At 61.8% G+C, this 21,556-nt stretch carries 19 protein-coding genes; 11 read left to right on the top strand and 8 right to left on the bottom strand.

The window, feature by feature from the left end:
- The first annotated feature begins 98 nt into the window (after positions 1–98).
- The 3 genes from M1E16_RS00065 to M1E16_RS00075 all read left to right on the top strand — a co-directional run bounded on the left by M1E16_RS00065 (position 99) and on the right by M1E16_RS00075 (position 4,160).
- Positions 99–725 carry a glutathione S-transferase family protein gene (locus M1E16_RS00065; protein ID WP_458128894.1) on the top strand — a complete coding sequence of 209 codons (627 nt, stop codon included), beginning with the start codon at positions 99–101 and terminating at the stop codon, positions 723–725.
- A gap of 104 nt (positions 726–829) precedes the next feature.
- The gene (locus M1E16_RS00070) at positions 830–2,023 is read left to right on the top strand and encodes a DUF3142 domain-containing protein (RefSeq protein ID WP_458128895.1); all 1,194 of its coding nucleotides are present in this window, start codon (positions 830–832) and stop codon (positions 2,021–2,023) included.
- A complete protein-coding gene (locus tag M1E16_RS00075; protein ID WP_458128896.1) occupies positions 2,010–4,160 on the top strand; it encodes a hypothetical protein in 2,151 nt (716 codons plus the stop codon). The genes M1E16_RS00070 and M1E16_RS00075 overlap by 14 nt, the downstream gene beginning before the upstream one ends.
- Positions 4,161–4,326: 166 nt before the next feature.
- Here M1E16_RS00075 and lpdA read toward each other — a convergent pair whose 3' ends face one another.
- Positions 4,327–5,727: a dihydrolipoyl dehydrogenase gene (lpdA, locus tag M1E16_RS00080; RefSeq protein WP_458128897.1), complete on the bottom strand. Its 1,401-nt coding sequence runs from the start codon at positions 5,725–5,727 to the stop codon at positions 4,327–4,329.
- 222 nt (positions 5,728–5,949) lie between these two features.
- On the opposite strand from lpdA, the gene M1E16_RS00085 reads away from it, so the two are divergent.
- The 5 genes from M1E16_RS00085 to cfaB all read left to right on the top strand — a co-directional run bounded on the left by M1E16_RS00085 (position 5,950) and on the right by cfaB (position 13,279).
- Entirely contained in the window at positions 5,950–7,908 is a 1,959-nt protein-coding gene (locus M1E16_RS00085; protein ID WP_458128898.1) for an SPFH domain-containing protein, read from the top strand.
- A complete protein-coding gene (gene hflC, locus M1E16_RS00090) occupies positions 7,905–8,942 on the top strand; it encodes a protease modulator HflC (protein WP_458128899.1) in 1,038 nt (345 codons plus the stop codon). The genes M1E16_RS00085 and hflC overlap by 4 nt, the downstream gene beginning before the upstream one ends.
- Complete coding sequence (gene hflK, locus M1E16_RS00095) at positions 8,939–9,991, top strand: protease modulator HflK (protein WP_458128900.1); 1,053 nt, start codon at positions 8,939–8,941, stop codon at positions 9,989–9,991. The genes hflC and hflK overlap by 4 nt, the downstream gene beginning before the upstream one ends.
- Positions 9,988–11,898 carry a heavy metal translocating P-type ATPase gene (locus M1E16_RS00100; RefSeq protein ID WP_458128901.1) on the top strand — a complete coding sequence of 637 codons (1,911 nt, stop codon included), beginning with the start codon at positions 9,988–9,990 and terminating at the stop codon, positions 11,896–11,898. Before hflK ends, M1E16_RS00100 begins: the two co-directional genes overlap by 4 nt.
- A 193-nt stretch (positions 11,899–12,091) precedes the next feature.
- Positions 12,092–13,279: a C17 cyclopropane fatty acid synthase CfaB gene (cfaB, locus tag M1E16_RS00105; RefSeq protein ID WP_458128902.1), complete on the top strand. Its 1,188-nt coding sequence runs from the start codon at positions 12,092–12,094 to the stop codon at positions 13,277–13,279.
- Here the strand turns inward: cfaB and cls are convergent.
- Positions 13,276–14,715 carry a cardiolipin synthase gene (gene cls, locus M1E16_RS00110; protein WP_434626838.1) on the bottom strand — a complete coding sequence of 480 codons (1,440 nt, stop codon included), beginning with the start codon at positions 14,713–14,715 and terminating at the stop codon, positions 13,276–13,278. The genes cfaB and cls overlap by 4 nt on opposite strands.
- Before the next feature lie 141 nt (positions 14,716–14,856).
- Here cls and M1E16_RS00115 point away from each other — a divergent pair, with 141 nt between their 5' ends.
- Entirely contained in the window at positions 14,857–15,378 is a 522-nt protein-coding gene (locus M1E16_RS00115; protein WP_434570647.1) for a DUF3617 domain-containing protein, read from the top strand.
- 14 nt (positions 15,379–15,392) lie between these two features.
- Here M1E16_RS00115 and M1E16_RS00120 read toward each other — a convergent pair whose 3' ends face one another.
- The 5 genes from M1E16_RS00120 to M1E16_RS00140 form a co-directional block, all read right to left on the bottom strand.
- Positions 15,393–16,268, bottom strand: coding sequence for a metal ABC transporter substrate-binding protein (locus M1E16_RS00120; RefSeq protein WP_434570646.1), 876 nt, complete (start codon positions 16,266–16,268; stop codon positions 15,393–15,395).
- Between the two features lie 11 nt (positions 16,269–16,279).
- Positions 16,280–17,146: a metal ABC transporter permease gene (locus M1E16_RS00125; RefSeq protein ID WP_434654456.1), complete on the bottom strand. Its 867-nt coding sequence runs from the start codon at positions 17,144–17,146 to the stop codon at positions 16,280–16,282.
- Entirely contained in the window at positions 17,146–17,814 is a 669-nt protein-coding gene (locus M1E16_RS00130) for a metal ABC transporter ATP-binding protein (protein WP_434626833.1), read from the bottom strand. The genes M1E16_RS00125 and M1E16_RS00130 overlap by 1 nt, the downstream gene beginning before the upstream one ends.
- Positions 17,811–18,707, bottom strand: a complete 897-nt coding sequence (folE2, locus tag M1E16_RS00135) for a GTP cyclohydrolase FolE2 (protein ID WP_458128903.1) — start codon at positions 18,705–18,707, stop codon at positions 17,811–17,813. The genes M1E16_RS00130 and folE2 overlap by 4 nt, the downstream gene beginning before the upstream one ends.
- A gap of 107 nt (positions 18,708–18,814) precedes the next feature.
- Complete coding sequence (locus tag M1E16_RS00140; protein ID WP_458128904.1) at positions 18,815–19,207, bottom strand: glutamine synthetase; 393 nt, start codon at positions 19,205–19,207, stop codon at positions 18,815–18,817.
- 137 nt (positions 19,208–19,344) lie between these two features.
- Between M1E16_RS00140 and zigA the strand changes: the two genes are divergently transcribed.
- Entirely contained in the window at positions 19,345–20,553 is a 1,209-nt protein-coding gene (zigA, locus tag M1E16_RS00145; RefSeq protein WP_458128905.1) for a zinc metallochaperone GTPase ZigA, read from the top strand.
- Positions 20,553–21,194: a DUF1826 domain-containing protein gene (locus M1E16_RS00150; RefSeq protein WP_434699190.1), complete on the top strand. Its 642-nt coding sequence runs from the start codon at positions 20,553–20,555 to the stop codon at positions 21,192–21,194. Before zigA ends, M1E16_RS00150 begins: the two co-directional genes overlap by 1 nt.
- Here M1E16_RS00150 and M1E16_RS00155 read toward each other — a convergent pair.
- Positions 21,191–21,544: an NADH:ubiquinone oxidoreductase gene (locus tag M1E16_RS00155; RefSeq protein ID WP_458128906.1), complete on the bottom strand. Its 354-nt coding sequence runs from the start codon at positions 21,542–21,544 to the stop codon at positions 21,191–21,193. The genes M1E16_RS00150 and M1E16_RS00155 overlap by 4 nt on opposite strands.
- Positions 21,545–21,556 lie beyond the last annotated feature (12 nt).

Genomic DNA, 21,556 nt, shown 5'->3' on the forward strand with positions numbered 1-21,556 from the left:
GGATTGCGTTTGCAGGTGATTCCATAGCTCGGTGCTTGAGCAGAAGATGACTCCATCGACGCCGCAAACCGATGGCGTCATTCTCGGCGGAGTCGACCATGAACCCTATCAAGCTCTATCACTTCCCACTGTCCGGCCATGCGCACCGTGTCCAGCTGATGCTTTCCTTGCTTGAGTTGCCGGTCGAGGTCAATTTTGTCGACCTGGCCAAGGGCGCGCACAAACAAGCGGACTTCCTCGCAATCAACCCGTTCGGCCAAGTACCGGTGATCGATGATAACGGTGTGGTACTGGCCGACTCCAACGCCATTCTGGTGTACCTGGCAAACAAGTACGGCGAGGGCCGCTGGCTGCCAACGGACCCGGTCGGCGCCGCTCGCGTCCAGCGCTGGTTGTCGGTAGCGGCCGGGCCATTGCATGCCGGACCGGCCACCGCGCGCCTGATCACCGTGTTCGGTGCTTCTCATAACGCCGAGGATGTGATCGCACGTTCCCACAACCTGCTCAAAGTCATCGACCAGGAACTGAGCAACAGTGCCTATCTGGTGGGTGACATTCCGACCATCGCCGACATCGCAGGCTACAGCTATATCGCCCATGCGCCAGAAGGCAACGTTTCGCTGCAGGACTATGCCCATGTGCGCGCGTGGCTGGCGCGGATCGAAGCCTTGCCTGGGTTCGTGGGGATGCCGCGTACCGTTGTCGGCTTGCAAAAAGAGGCCTGAGCAACAGGCACAAAGTGGCGAGCGTGCAACTGCCCTCGCCACGTATTTCGGTAACGCCTCGCAAGGGTTAATCTGCCAGCCTTTTCCCGGGGTGGCTTCGCTTCATGACTTTTATCCACAGGCTGACGCTGACCTTCGCCGCGTTGTTTTTGAGCGGCTGCGACCAGCCCCCTCTGCCTGCCCTCGATCAGCAACTTTATATCTGGCAACGCCAGTGGACGCCGGCCCATGAACTGGCGCTGAGCCAGAGCCGTGCGGACTTTTCCAGCCTGCGGGTGCTGGCGCTGCAAGCCTTCCCGGGCGCCGGCTGGAGCCACGCGCGGATCGATCCGGCATTGCTCAAGGCTGACGGTTGGCCGTTCATCGCGGTGATTCGCCTGGATGGCCAGCTCAAATCCCTCGATCAGGACGAAATAATCTCGCGGATCCGGCAGTTGCTGGCCGACTGGCAAACCCTGGGCCTAGGGCCGATGGGCATTGAAATCGACCACGACGCCGGTAACGCACGGCTGCCAGCCTATCGGGACTTCCTCGTCCGCTTGCGGCAGGCCTTGCCGGCCGCCTTGCAGCTCAGCGTCACCGCGCTGCCGGCCTGGCTCGACAGTCCCGAGTTGCCCGGTCTGTTAAAGGTTGTGGACAGCAGCGTCCTGCAGGTACACGCGGTCAGCGATCCGCGTCAGGGGCTTTTCGATCCCAGCCAGGCTCAACGTTGGGCCGAACGCTGGAGCGACCTCACCACACGACCGTTCTACCTGGCCTTGCCGGCCTATGGCGTGGCGCTGCTGACCGAAGAAAACGGCGCACCGGTGGTGGAAAGCGAAGTGCCCATCGACCGCGGCGGCGAGCGCCGGGAGTTGCTCGCCGATCCAAAACAAGTGGCCGGGCTTGTCGCGCAACTGCGCGCCGAGCCGCCAGAGCATCTGGCCGGATTGATCTGGTTTCGCCTGCCGCTGGCGGGGGACCGGCGCGCCTGGAGCCTGGCCACTCTTGGCGCGGTGGCGCGTGGTGATCGCCTGGACAGCCATTTGGCCCTGCACCTGCAAGAGCAGGGCGGACTCTATGACATCCGGCTGGTGAACCAGGGCAATCTCGACAGCCCCTGGCCGCAGCGGCTGACACTCGCCGTGGGCGGGTGTGATGGCGTCGATGCCTTGGCCGGTTATACGTTGCAACAAACCCCCGGACTGCTTACCTTCACCCGCATCCAGGAAGGCCGCTTGGCTGCCGGTGCCCAACGGGCGATCGGCTGGGCGCGCTGTACAAAAATCGACCAAGGAGGAATGAATGTCTACCCGTAAGTGGCCTCGTCGCCTGCTGTGCCTGAGCCTCGGTTTACCGCTGTGCCAGGCATTGGCCTGCGGGCCGGATTTTCCGATGCGCCTGCTGGATAACCGGGCCCAATCGCTGGCGGAGCTGCCCGAGGGCAGCTTTCGCTTCGAGGTCAGTCGTCTCGGCCAGGCCATCGCCGGATTGAAGCCGGCTACGGAGGCGACACGCAACCCTGACTACAGCTACGACGATGTGTCTTCCTACGTGGACCAACGCAACAAGGCCGAACAGCTTGGCCTGACCCCACCGCAGCAAGCCGTTGTGGAGCGCTTGCGGGCAATCAGCGATATCGAGCAGGTCGTCGCCGAAGCGGCCAACCTGCCCGCCGAGCTGCGGCTGTACGCAATCGGAGCGGCAGCGTTCAACGCTGGCGATCATCTGCGCGCAGCCGAATCATTCCAGCAACTGCTGGCGCTGCCGGCTGACGAGCGTCGGTTGCGCAGTACCTGGGCGGCGTACTCCCTGGGGCGGGCGCTGTTTGCCATGAGCACCGAGGCTGGCCGTGGCGAACCGACTGCCTTGCGGGATCAGGCACGGCAGGCGTTCCGCCAGGCTCGCGAATTGACTATCGCCGGCTTCAGCGACCCCTTGGAGCTGGGCGTCGCCAGTCTGGGCGAAGAAGCCAGGGTGGCCTACACCGCCGATGACTGGGACAGCGCCATCGGACTGTATGCGACCCAGAATCTGCAAGGCTCCCCGGTTGGCTACAGTTCGCTGCTGCAGTTGGCGGGCGGCCTCAGCGTCGAGTCGGAGGAGCGCGTGGGCGAATTGCTCAAGGCCAAGGCCGTGCAGCGCCTGGTGACTGCTTATCTGCTCAGCCGCGTCGGCTGGTGGGACGGCGAAGAGCCCTCCGGCGAGAAAACCCTCCTCAAGCTGTTGCAAGCCAGCGCCCAGGGCAACCTCGATGATGCCGACCGCTTGGCGGCAGTGAGTTATCAACATGCTGACTACGACAGCGCGAAAGCATTTGCACAAAAGGCCGGCGACAGCGGACTGGCGTGGTGGGTAAGGGCCAAGCTCGCGCTGCGCGAAGGCGACAAATCCGCTGCGGCCGCCGCCTATGCCAAGGCCGCCCAGGCCTTTCCGAAGGACGAATCCTGGGGCGACCGCCGTACGCCGGATTGGGATTACGAGACGGTACAACCCAAGTGCCGAATCGAAGGCGAAAGCGCGATCCTGGCCTTGCAGAGAGGCGACTACCTGCAGGCTTTCGACCAGCTTTATCGCGGCCAGAACAACTATTGGTACGACGCCGCAACGGTCGCCGAGCGTGTACTGACCGTCGAGGAGCTCAAGCAGTACGTTGACGCCCAGGTCCCGGCACCGCCGCCGTTGAGCCAGGAAGATCGAGACAACTACGTACAGTTGTCGGTGGCGGCGAACCTGCGCAACCTGCTGGGGCGTCGTTTGCTTCGCGAAGGACGCTACGACGAGGCGCCGGCTTATTTCGACAATCCCGAGCTGCAGGACAAGGCCCGCACCTATGGGCAGTTGCGCCAGGATGCGGAATCCAAATGGTGGCCGACCAGCCGGGCCGAGGCGTATTTCAAGGCGTCGGTGATCGCGCGCAGATCAGGGATGCAATTGCTGGGCTACGAAATGGCGCCGGATTACGCCAGCCTGGACGGCAACTACAGTTTTGAGCCGGTGGAGCTGAAGGTCGGACCGCTGGTGGCCGAAGGCGAGGTCCAGCGCCAGCAGGCCAGTGCCGCCCAACCGGACATGCGTTACCACTACCGTTTTGTCGCCACGGCGCTGGCCAGCCAGGCCGCCGATCATCTGCCGCACACCAGCCAGGCGTTTGCGGCGGTGCTGTGCAGGGCGGTGGGGTACAACTCAAGCCTCGAAGAACAAAGCGCGCTGTATCAGCGTTATGTGAAGGACGGCCCCTACGTGGAGTGGGCCTGGGATTTCGGCCGTCAGTGCGAGGAACCGGCATTCGATCAGGCGGACAAGCGCTATGTCACTCAGGCCCTGACGCCGATTCGCTCGGCGCTGCGGCCGTTCAAGACAGGGTTGGAAGTGGGCGGCGCGGTGCTGGTGGTGGCCGTGGTGCTGGCGCTGATCAGTCGGCGCAAGCGCAAGGCTCGCATGGCAGCGAGCTGACAATGGGTCTGGATGTGGCGAGGGAGCTTGCTCCCGCTGGGGGGCGAAGCCGCCCTGAACTCAATCGACACGGTTTTGCGGTGAGCCGCATCGATCAACTTGCGACGGCTTCGCCGCCGAGCGGGAGCAAGCTCCCTCGCCACAGGTGTTCCATTCAGCCGGGTGACTACATCTGCGTCGCCATCCCCTCCACGTTCATCGCTGCTTGGCGCAACGCCTCCGAGCGAGTGGGGTGAGGGTGGCAGATCAGGGCGATGTCCTCGGCCGAGGCACCGAATTCCATCGCTACGCAGTACTCTCCGATCATCTCGCTGACGCTCGGGCCTACCAGGTGCACGCCGAGAATTTCGTCGGTGCGCTCGTCGGCCAATACCTTGGCGAACCCCTCGGTTTCATGATTGATCTTCGCCCGGCTGTTGGCGGTGAACGGAAATTTCCCGACCTTGTAGGCGCGGCCTTCGGCCTTGAGCTGCTCTTCGGTCCTGCCGACGCTGGCCAGTTCAGGACGGGTATAGATGACGTTGGGGATCAAGTCGTAATTGACCTCGCCGGCCTTGCCAACAATCTGTTCGATGCAGGCCATGGCCTCGTCTTCGGCCTTGTGCGCAAGCATCGGTCCGGACGTCACGTCGCCGATCACCCAGAAGCCGGGCGCTTCGGTGCGGTGGCGCTGGTTGGCGAGCATGCCGCGTTGGTCGGTCGCCAATCCGCAATTTTCCAGCCCCAGGCCTTGGGTATAAGGCCGACGGCCGATGGCAACCAGTACGTAGTCGGCGTCCAGGGTTTGCGCCTCGCCTCCGGCCGCGGGTTCAATTTGCAGTTGCACGCCGCTCGCCGAGGAAACGGCGCGGGTCACCTTGGCGCTCAGCTTGAACTGGATGCCCTGCTTGGCCAGCGCCCGCTGCAGGGTCTTGCCGGCTTCGCCGTCGACGCCTGGACAAATGCGGTCGAGGTATTCCACGACGGTGACCTCGGCACCCAGGCGCCGCCAGACTGAACCGAGTTCAAGGCCGATGACGCCAGCGCCGATCACCACCAGGTGCCGAGGCACTTCGCTCAGGGACAACGCACCGGTGGAATCGAGAATGCGCCGGTTATCGATGTCGACCCCCGCCAGTGGCGTCGGCTCGGAGCCGGTGGCGATGACGATGTCCTTGGCACTCAGTTCGGTCTTGCCCCCGTCCTCACCGGTGACGGTCACTTTGCCAGGGCCGTCGATATGGCCCCAGCCCTTGATCCAGTCAACCTTGTTTTTGCGAAACAGAAACTCGATGCCCTTGGTCAGGCCCGCGACGCTTTCATCCTTTTGTTTCATCATTTGTGCGAGGTCGAGGGTGGGGCTGACGTTGATGCCCAGCTGGGCGAATTCCGCGCCCTTGGCTGCTTCGTACAGTTCGGAGGCATGCAGCAACGCCTTGGAGGGCATGCAACCGACGTTCAGGCAAGTGCCGCCGAGGGTGGCACGGCCTTCCACGCAGGCCGCCTTCAACCCCAACTGTCCGGCCCGGATCGCTGCGTTATAGCCGCCAGGGCCGCCGCCCAGAATGATCACGTCGTAATTGCTCATTACCGGTTTCCTCATGTCTGGCGAAAAATTATGACCGTAATATGAGCGTTTTCGCCGATAACGGTCAAGGCTTAAGTCAAGCGTTCGCCGCAGGGTTTGCCATGAAGAATTCAAAACGGAAATTTCACAGCGTTGGTTATAAAGTAACGACATGTAACGGAACGATGCGGTGACGTAGGCCTCGCGTGTCCGGTTCTCGAATGCCACAAGCAGTGGAGTGACATGCAAGTCGATCTGGAAATAGACGGGGCACACGTGGCCGACTGGCCGCGCTTCCAGCGCGCCGCATTCCAAGGGCTGCGCTTGAAGCGGATCGCGCTCGTATTGGGCAGCCTTGCGGGGCTGGGGCTGGTGTCGGCGTTTTTCATCGGGCTTTTTTCGCCACAATCGATATGGCCGGCGTTGCTGGTGAGCCAAGGCGCGGCTTTATCGGTGCTGGTGGCCGGATTGCAATCGGCCTGGTGGATCACGCAATGGCGCAGCAAGGCCCTGCTGCCGGTGGTGGATATCCTGCCTGTTGAAGACGAGCCTGTTGATAACTCGGGTTGGTACGAGCGCCTGCTTGAGCGAATCAGCGCGCGCTGGATCGGTCTGCTGCAGCAAATCGGCGGACCGCTTCTGTGGCTTGCCGGCTGGGCGCTGCTGTCGTTGCTGGTTCTGGAGCAAACCTGGGACTTGGCGTTGCCTGCCGCTTCGCTTGGCGTGGCGGCCAGCGTCGGCGCGGTGCTTTCGTTAGTGCTGGCGTTCGGGTTGCTGGTGTTCGAGCGCCAACTGGCTCAACAGTCGCCGATCGAATGGCCCGAAGCGGCGCCGCTGGCGCAACTGACACGGGTGCCGATCATCGTGCTGGTACTGGCTGCCGTGTGTCTGCTCTTCGCCGGGGAGGCGTCCCTCTGGCCGGTACGCCTGGCGGTGCTGATCGGTTTGTTGCCGGGCCTGGTGGCGGTGGAGTTGATGCTACGCGCGCTGCTGGCGTTATTCAGCCCGCGCCGGAACACCTTGGAACCGACACTTTTGGGACGCAGTGTGGTCGCCGATCTGCTGCGCTGGCCGCCGCGACCGCTGTTGGCCCTGCAGCATGAGTTGCACAATCGTTTTGGCATCGACCTGCGCCAGATCTGGGCGTTCAGCTACATGCGCCGGGCATTTGTTCCGGTGCTGGCATTGGTGGCGCTGGTCGGGTGGCTGCTGACCGGCGTGCATGAGGTGCCGCTGCAAGGGCGCGGCATCTATGAACGTTTCGGCAAGCCGGTACAGGTCTTTGGTCCGGGCCTCCACGCTGGTTTGCCATGGCCATGGGGCAGGGTATTGAGCGTCGAGAACGGTGTCGTCCACGAGTTGGCTACCAGCGGCGACGGCAAGACGGCCTCGGTCGCGGAACCGGCAGAGGGACCGGCTCCGGCTATCGCCAATCGGTTGTGGGATGCCAGCCACGTGAATGACAAATCCCAGGTTATCGCCAGCCGTCGCGCGGATCAGCAGAGCTTCCAGATCGTCAACATGGACGTACGCTTCGTCTATCGCATCGGCCTGACGGATGCAGCGGCGCTGGCGGCGACTTACCACAGTGCGGATGTGCCGACGCTGATTCGCAGCACGGCCAGCCGCGTCCTGGTGCATGAATTTGCCTCGCGCACGCTGGATGGCTTGCTGGGCGCGGACCGTGTCAGCCTGGCGGAGGAAATCGGTCGCGCTGTACAGGCCGATCTGCAATCGCTCGACAGTGGCGTAGAGATTCTTGCGACAGTGGTCGAGGCGATCCATCCGCCGGCCGGCGCAGCCAATGCCTACCACGGTGTGCAAGCGGCGCAGATCGGCGCCCAGGCGTTAATCGCCCGCGAGCGTGGCGCCGCTGCGCAGCAGGTCAACCAGGCGCAACTGCAAGCCAGCACTGCCAACGACCAGGCCCAAGCCACGGCGCGTGAAATCAACGCCACTGCCCAAGCCGCCGACCTGCGCTTTCGCGCCGAGCGCCAAGCCTACGCGACGGCTGGCCATTCCTTCGTGCTGGAGCAATACCTCGGTCAACTGAGCCAGGGCCTCGGCAGCGCCAGCTTACTGATCCTTGACCATCGCCTGGGCGGCAACGGCAACGCGCCGACCATTGACCTGCGCACTTTCACGCTGCCGGCGGATCCCGCATCGCCAAACCAACCTGTCCAGCCAGGAGCTGCCCATTGAGCCAGTCCTCTTCCCATGGTCATCACGACCATGCCGGTCACGATCACGGTCATGCCGGGCATCATCATGGACATCACCACCATCATGGCGATCCGCAGCAAGCCGGCCCGTTTCCATGGCGGCGGATGTGCTGGGCCGCGCTGCTGGTGGCGTTTGCCGTTGCGGCCGCCAGCCTGGTACAGGTGCGTTCGGGGGAGGCCACTGTCATTACCCGTTTCGGCAACCCGGCGCGGGTACTTTTGCAACCCGGCCTGGGCTGGCGCTGGCCGGCACCTTTCGAGGCGGCGATCCCCGTAGACCTGAGGCTGCGCACCACCTCCAGCGGATTGCAGGACGTCGGTACGCGTGACGGTCTGCGGATCATCGTCCAGGCCTATGTGGCGTGGCAGGTCCAAGGTGACCCGGACCATGTGCAGCGCTTCATGCGCGCCGTGCAGAATCAGCCGGACGAAGCCGCGCGGCAGATTCGCACCTTCGTCGGCTCGGCGCTGGAAACAACGGCGGCCAGTTTTGATTTGGCAAACCTGGTCAATACCGACGCCAGTCAGGTGCATATCGCCGATTTCGAAGCCCAGTTGCGTCAGCAGATCGAGCAACAATTGCTCGCCACTTATGGCGTTCGGGTTTTGCAGGTGGGCATCGAACGCCTGACGTTGCCCTCGGTGACGCTCACCGCGACCGTGGACCGCATGCGTGCCGAACGTGAAACCATCGCCACGGAGCGCACAGCCATCGGTAAACGCGAAGCGGCGCAGATTCGCTCGGCGGCCGAACGCGATGCGCGAATCATGCAGGCTGATGCCACGGTTAAAGCAGCCAGTATCGAAGCGCAGTCCCGCGTCGAAGCAGCTGAAATCTACGGCAAGGCCTATGCCGGTTCGCCGCAGCTTTATAATTTGCTGCGCTCGCTGGACACCTTGAACACCATTGTCGGCCCCGGCACCAAACTGATCTTGCGCACTGATGCGGCACCGTTTCGCGTTCTGGTGGATGGTCCACCCGCCCTGGAGCCTAAAGGTGGAACACAACCATGAGCGTGGTTCCACGTGGAACAAATGAGTTATCCAGCCCGTGGATTCAAGCCGGGCGTCTGGCGTTCCTCGCGCTCTATGCTGTGACTGTCCTGGCGGCGTTGGCCTGGGTATTTTCCAATGTGCGGCAAATCGATCCGCAGAGCCGGGCGGTGGTTTTACACTTTGGTGCGTTGGACCGAATCCAGAACGCCGGTCTGTTGCTGGCGTGGCCGCGTCCCGTGGAGCAGGTAATTTTGTTGCCGGCGGCAGACCGGGTGCTGGAGCGCCGGGTGGAAAGTCTGCTGCGTTCGGATGCGGCCTTGCAGGCTGATCGCGTCGCCAGTTTTGCCACGCCGGTCAGCGATGAACTCGCGGGCTCCGGTTATCTGTTGACCGGCGATGCGGGCGTGGTGCAACTTGATGTGCGGCTCTTTTACAAGGTCATCGAGCCTTATGCGTTTGTCCTCCAAGGCGAACGTGTATTGCCAGCGTTGGACCGGTTGGCGACGAGAAGTGCGGTGGCGCTTGCCGCGGCGCGAGACCTGGACACCATTCTGGTGGCCCGCCCCGAACTGATGGGCAGCGATACCCAGGCCGCGGAGCGCCGTGAACGCTTGCGTGGCGACCTGGTGCAGGGCATCAATCGGCGCCTGGCTGACCTGACCGCGACAGGGCAGGGCTTGGGGATCGAAGTGGTGCGGGTCGACGTGCAATCGAGCCTGCCGGGGCCGGCGGTGAGCGCATTCAATGCGGTGCTGACGGCCAGCCAGCAGGCCGACAAAGCGGTCGCCAACGCCCGAACCGAGGCGGAGAAACAGACCCAGGCTGCCCGCGAGGAAGCCGACCGTGCGTTACAAGTCGCCCATGCCCAGGCCAGCGAACGACTTGCCAAGGCGTCGACCGATACAGCCTCGGTGTCGGGGCTGGCGAAAACCCAGGACAGCGATCCGCAGATGCTGCAGCGTCTGTACCGCGAACGCATGCCCGGGATTCTTGGTCGGGCTGGTTCCGTCACCACGGTCGACCCGAAAGACGATTCTCGTCTGATCATCCAGGGAGGCGGGCAATGACCGCGCAGAGTATCAACATGCCGATGCTGTCCACCGCCGAGCAACGCTCGGCCGCTCGGCAACTGACCCTGGCGATGCTCGCCCTCGGCTTGCTTGCCCTGGGCCTGGCCTGGCGCGTCTGGTTGCCGGAGCAGGGTACCGTCAGCCAACTGCTGTTGGGGTTTGCCTCGCTGTTGGTCGCGGTGCCGGTGATGCGCTCGGCCTGGTACAGCCTGCGTTATCCAAGCCTGCATGGGATTACCGATCAATTGATCGCCCTGGCGATGCTGGGGGCCTGGGCTACCGGCGACCTGCTGACGGCGGCGCTGTTGCCGATCATCATGATTTTCGGCCATGTGCTGGAAGAGCGCAGCGTCATCGGGTCCCAGGAAGCGATCGATGCCCTTGGCCAACTGACCCGCAGCCAGGGACGCAAAGTGCAGGCTGATGGCTCGATCATCGAAGTGGACAACGCTACGTTGCGACCCGGCGATGTGGTGGAGGTCCGCGCCGGCGACCGGGTGCCCGCCGATGGTCGGGTGCTGTCCGGCCAAGCGAGCCTCGATACCGCGCCCATTACGGGTGAGTCGGTGCCATTGGAGGCCATGGCGGGTGTTGAAGTCTTTGGCGGCGCGATCAACCTCGACGGTCTGTTGCGCCTGAAGGTGACCCGCACCGGCGATGAATCGACGCTGGGCAAAGTCATTGCGCTGATGCAGAACGCCGAGCGCTCGAAACCGCCTATTACTCGTTTGCTGGAACGCTACGCCGGAAGTTATCTGGTGCTGGTGTTGTTGCTGGCGGCGGTTACCTGGTTTGTCACCAATGACGCCCAGGCGATGTTGGCGGTACTGGTGGCGGCGTGTCCCTGTGCCTTGGTGCTGTCAGCCCCGGCGACAGCCATCGCCGGGATTGCGGTGGCGGCGCGCCACGGCATCCTGATTCGCAGCTCGGCTTTTCTCGAGGAGCTGGCGGACCTCACCTCGTTGGTCATCGACAAGACCGGGACCCTGACCTACGGCACCCTGCGCCTGCAATCGATCGAAAGTACCGAGGACGACCCTGCCGCATTGCTGCCATTGGCCGCGAGCCTCGGATCGGCCAGCAGTCATCCGGTCAGTCGTGCCTTGGCGGGGCTGGTGACAGCGCAAGATTATCTGCCGCTGACCGATATTCACGAACGCCAGGGCCTCGGTGTAGTTGCCATGACAGGACAGGGGGAGGCCGCCCTTGGCCGACCCGAATTGTTTGCCCGGTTGGGCATCGAGACACCGACCGTTCCCAGTCATGACGGCCCGATCGCCGGCCTGGCACTGGACGGGCAGTTTCGCGCCTGGCTGCTGCTGGCCGACAGCGTCAAGCCGGAAGCGCGGGTGGCCATGACCGAACTGCGGGCGCTGGGGTTGGGACGCCAGTTATTGCTCACGGGTGATCGCCAGAGTGTGGCCGCCGCCCTGGCGCACGATGTCGGTATCAGCGAGCTGCAGGCACAGGCGCTGCCGGAGGATAAGCTTGACCGAGTCATGGCCGAAATCGACCAGGGTTTCCGTCCGATGGTGGTGGGTGACGGGATCAACGATTCGCTTGCGCTGAAAGCCGGTGTGGTGGGCGTAGCGATGGGCGCGGGCGGTGCCGATATCGCCCTGGCGTCGGCGGATATCGTGCTGATCGGCAGTGATCTGCGACGTCTCGGAACTTGCGTGCGGTTGAGTCGCCAGTGCCGACGCACGTTGCAGGTCAACGTGATCATCGGCTTGGGCTGGACGCTGGCGATCGTCGCTTTCGCTGCGTTCGGCTGGCTCGGAGCAGCGGGGGCGATGATTGCCGCGTTGCTGCATAACCTGAGCACATTGCTGGTGCTGGGCAATGCGGGACGACTGCTGCGGTTTCACGAGCCCTTGGCGAAGATCCAGCCGGGTAGCCGCTGACGACCCCCGAGCGAACTGTCGCCCGCACCCGCAGTCTCTAGCGAGAGGGCCCACCAATCCAGGCAGTCACCGCTCGGCGGTAGATGGAAGACGATAGAAAAAGGCTATAAATTCGATAGCCTGCTATTTTTCCACGATGGTCTACCCTCATTTCAGACGTCTGAAACAATCTGAAACATGGGGAGGTTATTACATGCTGGCTCAACTTCCACCGGCCTTACAGAATTTGCGCCTACCGCTTCGGTTGCGGCTCTGGGACGGCCATGAATTTACGCTGGGTGCCGATCCCAGCGTCACGATCGTGGTAAAGGACCCACAAATGGTCGCGCAATTCACCCATCCCAGCCTGGATGCCCTGGGAGCGGCGTTTGTCGAAGGCAAACTCGAATTGGAGGGCTCGATCAACGAAGTCATCCGGGTGTGTGATGAGCTGAGCCAGGCTCTGGTGGACGAAGACGAGAGCCACCTGCCGGTGCGTGCGGTGCACGACAAGGAAACCGACGCCAAGGCCATCTCCTATCATTACGATCTGTCCAACGCGTTTTATCAGCTCTGGCTCGACAGCGACATGGTGTATTCCTGTGCGTATTTCGAAACCGGCAGTGAAACCCTCGAGCAAGCGCAACAAGCCAAATTCCGCCATCTGTGCCGCAAGCTACGCCTGCAACCCGGCGATTACCTGCTGGACGTCGGATGCGGCTGGGGTGGGCTCGCGCGCTTTGCCGCACGGGAATTCGGCGCCAAGGTCTTCGGCATTACCCTGAGCAAGGCGCAGCTTGCGTTGGCGCGGGAGCGGGTAAAGGTCGAAGGCCTGGAGGACCAGGTAGAGCTCCAGCTTCTGGACTACCGGGACCTGCCCCAGGATGGCCGATTCGACAAAGTGGTCAGCGTCGGCATGTTCGAACACGTCGGGCATGCCAACCTGGCGCAGTACTGCAAGACGCTGTACGGCGCGGTCCGTGAGGGTGGGTTGGTGATGAATCACGGGATTACCGCCAAGCACACCGACGGGCGTCCGGTAGGTCGCGGCGCGGGTGAGTTTATCGAAAAGTATGTATTCCCGAACGGTGAGTTGCCTCATCTGTCGATGATTTCCGCCGAGATCAGCGAAGCGGGGCTGGAAATTGTCGATGTGGAAAGCCTGCGCATGCATTACGCGCGCACTCTCGACCATTGGAGCGAGCGCCTTGAGGACAACCTCGAAGCCGCTTCCAGGGAAGTGCCGGAACAGGCGCTGCGGATCTGGCGTCTTTACCTGGCCGGCTGCGCCTATGCATTCGCCAAGGGCTGGATAAACCTGCATCAGATCCTCGCGGTGAAGGCCCACGCTGATGGTAGCCATGAGCTGCCCTGGACCCGCGACGACATCTACACGCCTTAAAGAATCGGCGAAATCAGCCGGGCGATCCGCATCCCGACCTTCTGCAGGCGGTGGGTTTCCCGGCTTTCCCGTTTGGCCACTTCGTGGGCCTGGGCGAAGTCCTTTTCGAGCATCTGCTCGACCTCGCTGGCAAAGGCCATGTCGACGGTCAGCAGCATGACTTCGAAATTCAGCCTGAACGAACGGTTGTCCAGGTTCGCGCTGCCGATGGCGCTGATTTCCCGGTCGATCAGCACCACTTTCTGGTGCAGGAAACCCGGCTCATAACGAAACACCCGCACGCCGGCGCGCACCGCTTCGAACGCATAGAGACTGGACGCAGCGTAGACGATCCGGTGATCCGGTCGCGACGGCAACAGGATGCGCACGTCCACGCCACGCAGCACGGCCAGGCGCAAAGCCGCGAAGACCGCTTCGTCGGGAATGAAATACGGCGTGGTTATCCAGATGCGTTCGCTTGCCGCATGAACGGCTTCGACGAAGAACAGCGAGCAGGTTTCGTAGGCATCGGCCGGACCGCTGGCCAGCAGTTGGCAGAGCACTCCATCGTCCGGATAAGCGTCCGGCAGAATCAGCGGCGGCAGGGAGCGCGCCGCCCAGAACCAATCCTCGGCGAAGGACTCCTGCATGCTCGCTACCACTGGGCCGCGTACCTCTACATGAGTGTCGCGCCACGGTGCCAGGGGTGGTTTTTCCCCCAGGTATTCATCGCCCACGTTGTGCCCGCCGACGAACCCCAGGACGCCGTCCACGGCGACAATCTTGCGGTGGTTGCGAAAGTTGACCTGGAACCGGTTAAGCCAACCGCTGCGAGTGGCAAACGCTTTGACGTGAACGCCACCGTCGCGCAACGCCTGGACATAACGATGGGGCAGGGAATGGCTACCGATACGGTCGTAAAGCAGATAGACCGCCACACCTTCAGCGGCTTTCTTCAGCAGCAACGCATGCAAGCGCTGACCGAGCCGGTCGTCGTGGATGATGAAAAATTGCACCAGAACCGCTTCGCGAGCGCTCTCGATGGCCTGGAAAATCGCTTCGAACGTAGCTGGGCCATCAACCAGCAGACGCACCTGATTGTTTGCCAGACACGGCGTGCGTCCCAACTTCGGCATGGCTCGTAACGAGGCGTAGGCCTGGGACGCGCGAGCGGCCAGCGCTTCTTCGACCCAGGGGCGCCAGTTGAGCTCGGAGATCGCCTTGCGCATTTCCTCGTTGGCTTGTCGACGTGCCTTGATGTAGCCGTCGAAGGTGCTGCGGCCGAAGACCAGGTAAGGAATCAACGTCAGGTAGGGGATGAATACCAGCGATAGGGCCCAGGCAATCGAGCCCTGGGCGGTACGCACCGTCAGCACCGCATGGACGGCGGCGATGGAGCCGAGGGTATGGAGCAGCGCGATCAGGTAACCGAAAACATGCGGGCCAAAAAAATCCATGGGGCTGCCTTGCTCCTGAAACTTCAATGCTTAACAGACCATGTTCCAGGGCGAATGTCCCTATTTAATTCACTCGGTGCGGGTCTGAACCGAAGCCTGAAGGCAGCGTCTAACGGCCACTTGTCTTCTGGAGTTTGTGCAATGAATGTTCGTCTGCTGGGTTTGGCCTTGGCCGTTGGCTTGTCGGTTCCTGTGGCGGCTCAGGCGCAGATGCTTCAACCAGGCTTGTGGGAATTGACGACCAGCAACATGAAAGTCGACAACCAGAACCTGCCGGACCTTCAATTGATCCTTGGTCAACTGCAGAACCAGATGACGCCTGAACAGCGGGCAATGCTCGAAAAGCAGGGCATCACCATGGGGGGCAAGGGGATTCGGGTGTGCCTGACGCCGGCACAGGTGCAGACCAATGACATCCCGCTGCAGGATCCGCAATCAGGCTGCAAGCAGCAGATCACCGAGCGTACCGGCAACCAGTGGAAATTCCGCTTCAGTTGCCCGAAAGCCCAGGGCAACGGTATCGCGACATTCCAGAGCGATCGCGAATTCACCACCAAGGTCAATGGCACGTTCAACGCCACGGGTATCCAGCAGAACGGCAGCCTGGACACCCGCGCCGTATGGCTGGGGCAGGATTGCGGGACGGTCAAGCCGAGGGCTTGATCAGCGGCCTGTTATCAGGGCCGCCCCAGTGCCTCGTAGAGTGTGTTGAGGTTGTATTCGAAGAGACCGGTAAAGGTGCTGGCCGGTCCGCTGGCGGCGAGGGCATCGGAGTACAGCGTGCCACCGATGTGCGCGCCGCTTTCGTCGGCGATCTGCTTGAGCAGGCGCGCGTCCTTGATGTTTTCCATGAACACGGCTTTGACTTTTGCCTGACGAATCTGGGTGATCAACGCAGCGACTTCCGCGGCTGACGGTTCACGCTCGGTAGACAACCCTTGCGGCGCCAGAAACTCGATACCATAAGCCTGGCCCAGGTAACCGAACGCATCGTGGGACGTGACGATCTTGCGATTGCCCGGTGGCAACGCAGCGAACTTCGCCTTGGCTTCGGCGAGTAGTGCATAAATCTTCTTCAGGTACGCCTGGCTGTTACGTTCGTAGTCGGCCTTGTTCGCCGGGTCGGCCGCCTCCAATGCCTTGGTGATGTTGCCGACATAAAGCACGGCGTTGGCGAGGTTATGCCAAGCGTGCGGGTCGGGGATGGTCTCGCCATCTTCTTCCAGCGAGCGTGGAATCACGCCACGGCTGGCACTGATGACCGGGGCACCGGTTTCGGTGCTGGTCACCAGGCGATCCAGCCACGGCTCGAAGCCCAACCCGTTCTTGATGATCAGTTTCGCCCCGAGCAACGCCTTGGCGTCGTCCGGCGTGGGTTCATAGGTATGTGCGTCAGCGTCAGGCCCCACCATGTTGGTGATCTGGACATGCTCGCCGCCGACTTGTCGGGTCATGTCGGCAAGGATGCTGAAACTGGTCACCACCTTGAGTTTTTCAGCAGCAGACAGGGACATGGACAGCATCAAGCTGAATATCAGGAGCAGGGCGCGCATCAGGTAACACCTCATTGGGATGTAAGCAGGGGCGGGCGGCGCAGCAAGCCGTGCACCGGACCGAATACCACGGACAACAGATATGACGCGCCCGCCACCAACACGATGGCCGGCCCGCTGGGCAGCGAAAAATAGAAGGACAACAGCAGGCCCAGCCACACCGAGAGACAACCGAGCAATGCAGCGACCAGCATCAACATCGGCAGGCGACGACTCCAGAATCGCGACGCGGCCGCCGGCAGCATCATCAGGCCGACCACCATCAACGCGCCGATGGCCTGGAAGCCGATGACCAGGTTCAGCACCACCAGGGTCAGGAATACGCCGTGGGCCAGTGGACCCAGACGGCTGACGGTTTGCAGAAACAGTGGGTCCAGGGTGTCGAGTAACAGCGGGCGGTAAATCAACGCCATCGCCACCAGACTGGCCGCCGAAACCCAGAGCATGCCGGTGAGTGTCGGGCCGTCCACCGCCAGCGCCGAGCCGAATAACAGGTGCAGCAAGTCCAGGCGTTTACCGGCCATACCGAGGATCAACACCCCGGCGGCGAGAGAGATGGGGTAGATCGCCGCCAGGCTGGCATCTTCCCGCAGGCCGGTGCGGCGGGTGATCCACGCCGCCAGCCCGGCCATGCTCAAGCCAGCGCCCAGGCCACCCACCGTCAAGGCTGGCAGGCTCAGACCGGCGAACCAGAAACCCAGGGCCGCGCCCGGCAAGATGCCGTGAGCTACCGCATCGCCGATCAGACTCATGCGCCGCAAAATCAGGAACACGCCTAGCGGAGCCGTGCTGCATGCCAACACCAATCCGCCCAACAAGGCCCGGCGCATGAAGACAAATTCTTGGAAGGGCTGCCAGAAGTGGGTGGCGGTAAGCATCAAGCGACCTGTGTGTAAGGCGTCGGGGCGATCAATTCGGCGCTGCGACCCAATACGCAGCCGGACGGATTGATCAGCAATGTATGGGGAATGTGTTGATGCACCGCAGCCAAATCGTGACAAACCACCACCAGGGTGCGCCCTTCGCGATGCCATCGCTGAATGTTGTCCCACAGCAGTGCCTGGCCTTTTTCATCAAGGGCTGCGTGGGGTTCGTCCAGCAACAGGAGTGGCGCTTCGGTCAGGCTCAGTCGCGCGAGCAGGGCCCGTTGCAACTCGCCACCCGATAACGCCATCAGCGGACGGTGTTCCAGACCGCTCAAGGCCCAGTCGTCGAGAACCGCCTTGAGTCGTTGGTTGCGTGCGGCAGGTTCCTGTCGATTACCCCAGGAACCTGCTGCCACCAATTCCTGCAGACTGATGGGAAATTGCCGATCCAGGTGCTGCTGTTGAGGCAGGAACGACACGCCGCCGCGCCGTTGAACGTTGAGCGAGACCTTCCCCGTCAGTGGCTTCTGTAACCCGGCGATAACTTTCAGCAGGCTGCTTTTCCCTGATCCGTTGGCGCCAATGATTGCGGTCAGGCTGCCCTCCGGGCGCTCCATGTGCAGAGGTGGAGTGAGAGGGTGCCCGGGGATACCCCAACTCAATCCCTGGCAACGAATCATGATTCCTCCCGTTGCCAATGGCTTTGGGCGACGGCATCGTGGGCGTGCAGGCTTTCCGCATGAACGACTCGTACGTCAAGAGAGGAAATCCAGGGCAGCGGCCTCAGCGCTATATTCAAGCGCCGCGCGGCATCTTCGCAGAACATCAGGTTCTGCCCATTGGCGAGCGCGAAGGCTTGTTCATCTACGCGTTTGACGGCGGTTTGGACAGCGGTGCCGAGCGCCGCCTCCGCCTCGTTGATCAGCGGTAACACCGGAAACTCATCGAGCTTGGCGTCCAAGCGCAGGTTCAGGATGGCTACGCTGCGCTGGCTATGAGGGGTGGCCACGATACCTTTCTGAGAACCTAGCCACGCGAGAACTTCAGCGTGCTCCAGATTTGTATTCGCGAAATCGTCGAGGAATTTCTGCTGGATCAATTGCCGCGCCAGCGCCGCCGAACAAGGGCAAGTAGACGAGTAAGGAATTCCGATTTGAAGTTCCACGTGGAACACTGAGTGTTTAAGGCGGGCTTCGATAACGATGGGATAACGCTTCCAGCCGGCGAGTGGGCTGATCAAAGCGGGGCGCTTGTACATCAGATCGGTGCGCAGGGTCAGTGATGCACTCCGGGACAGACCTTCATGACTGTCCAGAAACTCTTGCAGGATCCGGCGTAACAGGTCCGGAGAAAGCGCGGTGTCCTCAAGCTTTTCGAGTGCCACATACAAACGCGACATATGGATGCCACGCGCTTCGCCATCATCGAGACTGACGCCCGCATCGGCAGAGGCGCTCAAACGCTGGCCGTCCACCAGCACCGGCACGGCAATATCGCACATGCCCACCCAATCCAGCGGCATGGCTTGACGAGACGCCTGCGCCGCAATGTCCGGCAGAGTTAACGCGTTCATTTTCAAGGTCCAAGAGAGATTCGTTTTTAATGTTATAGTATAACAATAAAATCGACGAGACCTTTTTCATGAATAGAGTTTCATCCCCGATGGTTCCACGTGAAACGTTAGCGTGAAGACTCCTGACAGCCGTTCATGCGACCGCACATAAAACTGCCCTTGGTGCCGCCAGAACTGGAAAAACGGTTGATCGTCGTCCAACCCACTCGGCGGCTGTATCCAACCCAGGCTTCGCCATCGGAGGCCAGTCCAGTGAAGAAGGTCAGTTGGCCGTATCGGCTGTTTGTCTGGGCCCAGTAGCGGTGGCCAGCCACCTCGTATCCTCGCAGATAAATTGTATTGCCAGCCGTAGCGACGCTGTAGGCATTGCCCTGTCCATCTACGCAGGCCAGCACATTGGCGCTGCGGGTGCAGGTACCCAACAAAGCGCCTTGCGCCGAAACGCCCATCGCTATCAGCAGCAGTGGCGCCGCGAACAGGTATTTGAAGAAGCTGAGCATTTTGTAAAAGCCCGGAAGCAGAAAGGGTTGGCTGTATTTGAGTGTAATACTATAACATAAAAAAAGACTGACCCCTTTAGCCGAACCGAAACCTGATACGAGCCACAGAAGCGGCCGCCCCGATGAGGATAAACCTGATGCCTAACCGTCTTCCCGTTACCGTGCTGTCCGGATTTCTCGGGGCTGGTAAAAGCACCTTGCTCAATCATGTGTTGCGTAATCGCGACAACCTGCGCGTTGCCGTTATCGTCAACGATATGAGCGAGATCAACATCGATGGCAGCGAAGTGCAGCGAGATGTCAGCCTCAATCGCGCCGAAGAACGGTTGGTCGAAATGAGTAATGGCTGCATTTGCTGCACGCTGCGCGAGGATCTCTTGGAGGAAGTGGGCAAGCTTGCCAGGGAAGGCCGCTTCGATTATCTGCTGATCGAATCCACGGGCATTTCGGAGCCGATGCCGGTCGCCGAAACCTTCACCTTTCGCGATGAAGAAGGGCGCAGCCTGGCGGACGTTGCGAGGCTCGACACGATGGTGACAGTGGTCGATGGCGTGAATTTCCTCAAGGATTACCAGGCCGCCGAAAACCTTTCCACCAGGGGCGAAACCCTAGGAGAAGAAGATGAGCGCTCGATAACCGATTTGCTGATCGAGCAGATCGAGTTCGCCGACGTGATCCTGATCAGCAAGATTGATCTCATAAGCCGCTCCGAACGAGAAGAGTTGAGCGCAATCCTGTCGCGTCTCAATGCCCAAGCGCAGATTATTCCCATGGTCATGGGTCAGGTACCGCTGGAGCAGATCCTTGATACGGGCCGCTTTGACTTTGAACGCGCGGCCCAGGCGCCCGGTTGGCTGCGCGAGTTGCGCGGCGAGCATGTGCCCGAAACGGAGGAATACGGCATCGCATCGACTGCCTACCGCGCCCGTCGACCGTTTCATCCACAACGTTTCTTCAACTTCATCGACCGCCCATGGACCAACGGCACGCTCCTGCGCTCCAAAGGTTTCTTCTGGCTCGCCAGCAAACATGAGGAAGCCGGCAGTTGGTCCCAGGCCGGCGGGTTGATGCGTCACGGGTTCGCCGGGCGCTGGTGGCGGTTCGTGCCGAAAAGCCAGTGGCCGCAGGATGAGGAGAGCATCGCCGCGATCATGAAAAACTGGCTGGCGACCTCCGGTGATTGCCGCCAGGAGCTGGTATTCATTGGTCAGAATATAGACTTCGCGCTGCTCGCCACCGAACTGGACGCTTGCCTGCTAACAGACGGGGAGATGAGCCTGGGCATCGAGCGCTGGCGGCAGTTGCCAGACCCGTTCGGCCCGTGGCATGACGAGGTTGCGGCGTGATGCTGGCGCCTCGTCTGAAGCAGCTGCGTCAGGTCCACGGAGATACGCCGCTTACCTTCGCGCAGATTCTGGATGACGACACCAACCTGGCCGTGTGGCAGCGTCACCTCCCGGCGCATATCGGCGATTTTGCGGCGATGCTGCTTTCGATGGGCCAGCCCCTGGCCGAGTCAATGGTGCTTGAGTTGCCGGGCGAGGATACGCAGCCGGTGTTGCATGGCCTTGCCTCGGGTTTCGGCGATCTGCACGGATATGAAGGGTTCGTCGCGGATGTCGCCTGGCTGGTCAGTGCGTTTGCCTGCCTCCTCGGTGCCCGGCGCGTCGGTCTGCGCTTGCGAGCGTTGGATAATGCAATGTGCCCCCGTTTTCACGTCGACCATGTGCCGGTGCGGCTGATCACCACCTATGCCGGCGTCGGCAGCCAATGGCTCATGGAAGGCGTCATGGACCGTCGACGACTAGCCCAGCCTGAAGCAGAGCCTGCCGACGCGAGTCTGATTCAGCAGATGCGCAGCGGTGATGTGGCGCTGCTCAAAGGTGAAAAGTGGCAAGGCAATGAAGGTCACGGGCTGATCCATCGCTCACCGCAACTGGCGCCCGGCGAACGGCGTTTGATCCTTTCGTTGGATTGGTTGGCCTAAGGCTTGAGCCAGTTTCCCTGGCTTTGGCTTTCGCAAAAGGGTTTCAGGTAAGCCGCATCGGTGGCCACGCCGTAATAGTGAATATCCTGGCGATAAGGCATATTGGCGACCTGGGCGTTGCTGCAAATGCCAAATGCCCCGCCAGGGCACTGATCGACATACTGCACATCGACCTTCTGCCCGGCCAGACTGGGTTGGCAGAAGCCGTCGGCGAACAGTTTTTGCGGAATGTTGCGGTTCTGCTGGCAGACTCTGACATCGAGCCGTTCCGCCTGGCTGTGCACTACACACGCCTGGGCCAAGGCCTGGGTCGAGGTCAGCAGCAGTAACAGCCAACCGATCATTCGCATTTAAACCTCCGT

Source organism: Pseudomonas sp. Z2-11 (assembly GCF_054161305.1).

Excerpts from the sequence above, each read along its gene's own strand:
- M1E16_RS00155 (WP_458128906.1), bottom strand. The coding sequence starts at position 21,544 with ATGCGAATGATCGGTTGGCTGTTACTGCTGCTGACCTCGACCCAGGCC.
- cls (WP_434626838.1), bottom strand. The coding sequence starts at position 14,715 with ATGGATTTTTTTGGCCCGCATGTTTTCGGTTACCTGATCGCGCTGCTC.
- M1E16_RS00100 (WP_458128901.1), top strand. The coding sequence starts at position 9,988 with ATGACCGCGCAGAGTATCAACATGCCGATGCTGTCCACCGCCGAGCAA.
- zigA (WP_458128905.1), top strand. The coding sequence starts at position 19,345 with ATGCCTAACCGTCTTCCCGTTACCGTGCTGTCCGGATTTCTCGGGGCT.
- M1E16_RS00130 (WP_434626833.1), bottom strand. The coding sequence starts at position 17,814 with ATGATTCGTTGCCAGGGATTGAGTTGGGGTATCCCCGGGCACCCTCTC.
- cfaB (WP_458128902.1), top strand. The coding sequence starts at position 12,092 with ATGCTGGCTCAACTTCCACCGGCCTTACAGAATTTGCGCCTACCGCTT.
- M1E16_RS00115 (WP_434570647.1), top strand. The coding sequence starts at position 14,857 with ATGAATGTTCGTCTGCTGGGTTTGGCCTTGGCCGTTGGCTTGTCGGTT.
- M1E16_RS00125 (WP_434654456.1), bottom strand. The coding sequence starts at position 17,146 with ATGCTTACCGCCACCCACTTCTGGCAGCCCTTCCAAGAATTTGTCTTC.
- M1E16_RS00120 (WP_434570646.1), bottom strand. The coding sequence starts at position 16,268 with ATGCGCGCCCTGCTCCTGATATTCAGCTTGATGCTGTCCATGTCCCTG.
- hflK (WP_458128900.1), top strand. The coding sequence starts at position 8,939 with ATGAGCGTGGTTCCACGTGGAACAAATGAGTTATCCAGCCCGTGGATT.
- M1E16_RS00150 (WP_434699190.1), top strand. The coding sequence starts at position 20,553 with ATGCTGGCGCCTCGTCTGAAGCAGCTGCGTCAGGTCCACGGAGATACG.
- M1E16_RS00140 (WP_458128904.1), bottom strand. The coding sequence starts at position 19,207 with ATGCTCAGCTTCTTCAAATACCTGTTCGCGGCGCCACTGCTGCTGATA.
- M1E16_RS00070 (WP_458128895.1), top strand. The coding sequence starts at position 830 with ATGACTTTTATCCACAGGCTGACGCTGACCTTCGCCGCGTTGTTTTTG.
- M1E16_RS00075 (WP_458128896.1), top strand. The coding sequence starts at position 2,010 with ATGTCTACCCGTAAGTGGCCTCGTCGCCTGCTGTGCCTGAGCCTCGGT.
- lpdA (WP_458128897.1), bottom strand. The coding sequence starts at position 5,727 with ATGAGCAATTACGACGTGATCATTCTGGGCGGCGGCCCTGGCGGCTAT.
- M1E16_RS00065 (WP_458128894.1), top strand. The coding sequence starts at position 99 with ATGAACCCTATCAAGCTCTATCACTTCCCACTGTCCGGCCATGCGCAC.
- M1E16_RS00085 (WP_458128898.1), top strand. The coding sequence starts at position 5,950 with ATGCAAGTCGATCTGGAAATAGACGGGGCACACGTGGCCGACTGGCCG.
- folE2 (WP_458128903.1), bottom strand. The coding sequence starts at position 18,707 with ATGAACGCGTTAACTCTGCCGGACATTGCGGCGCAGGCGTCTCGTCAA.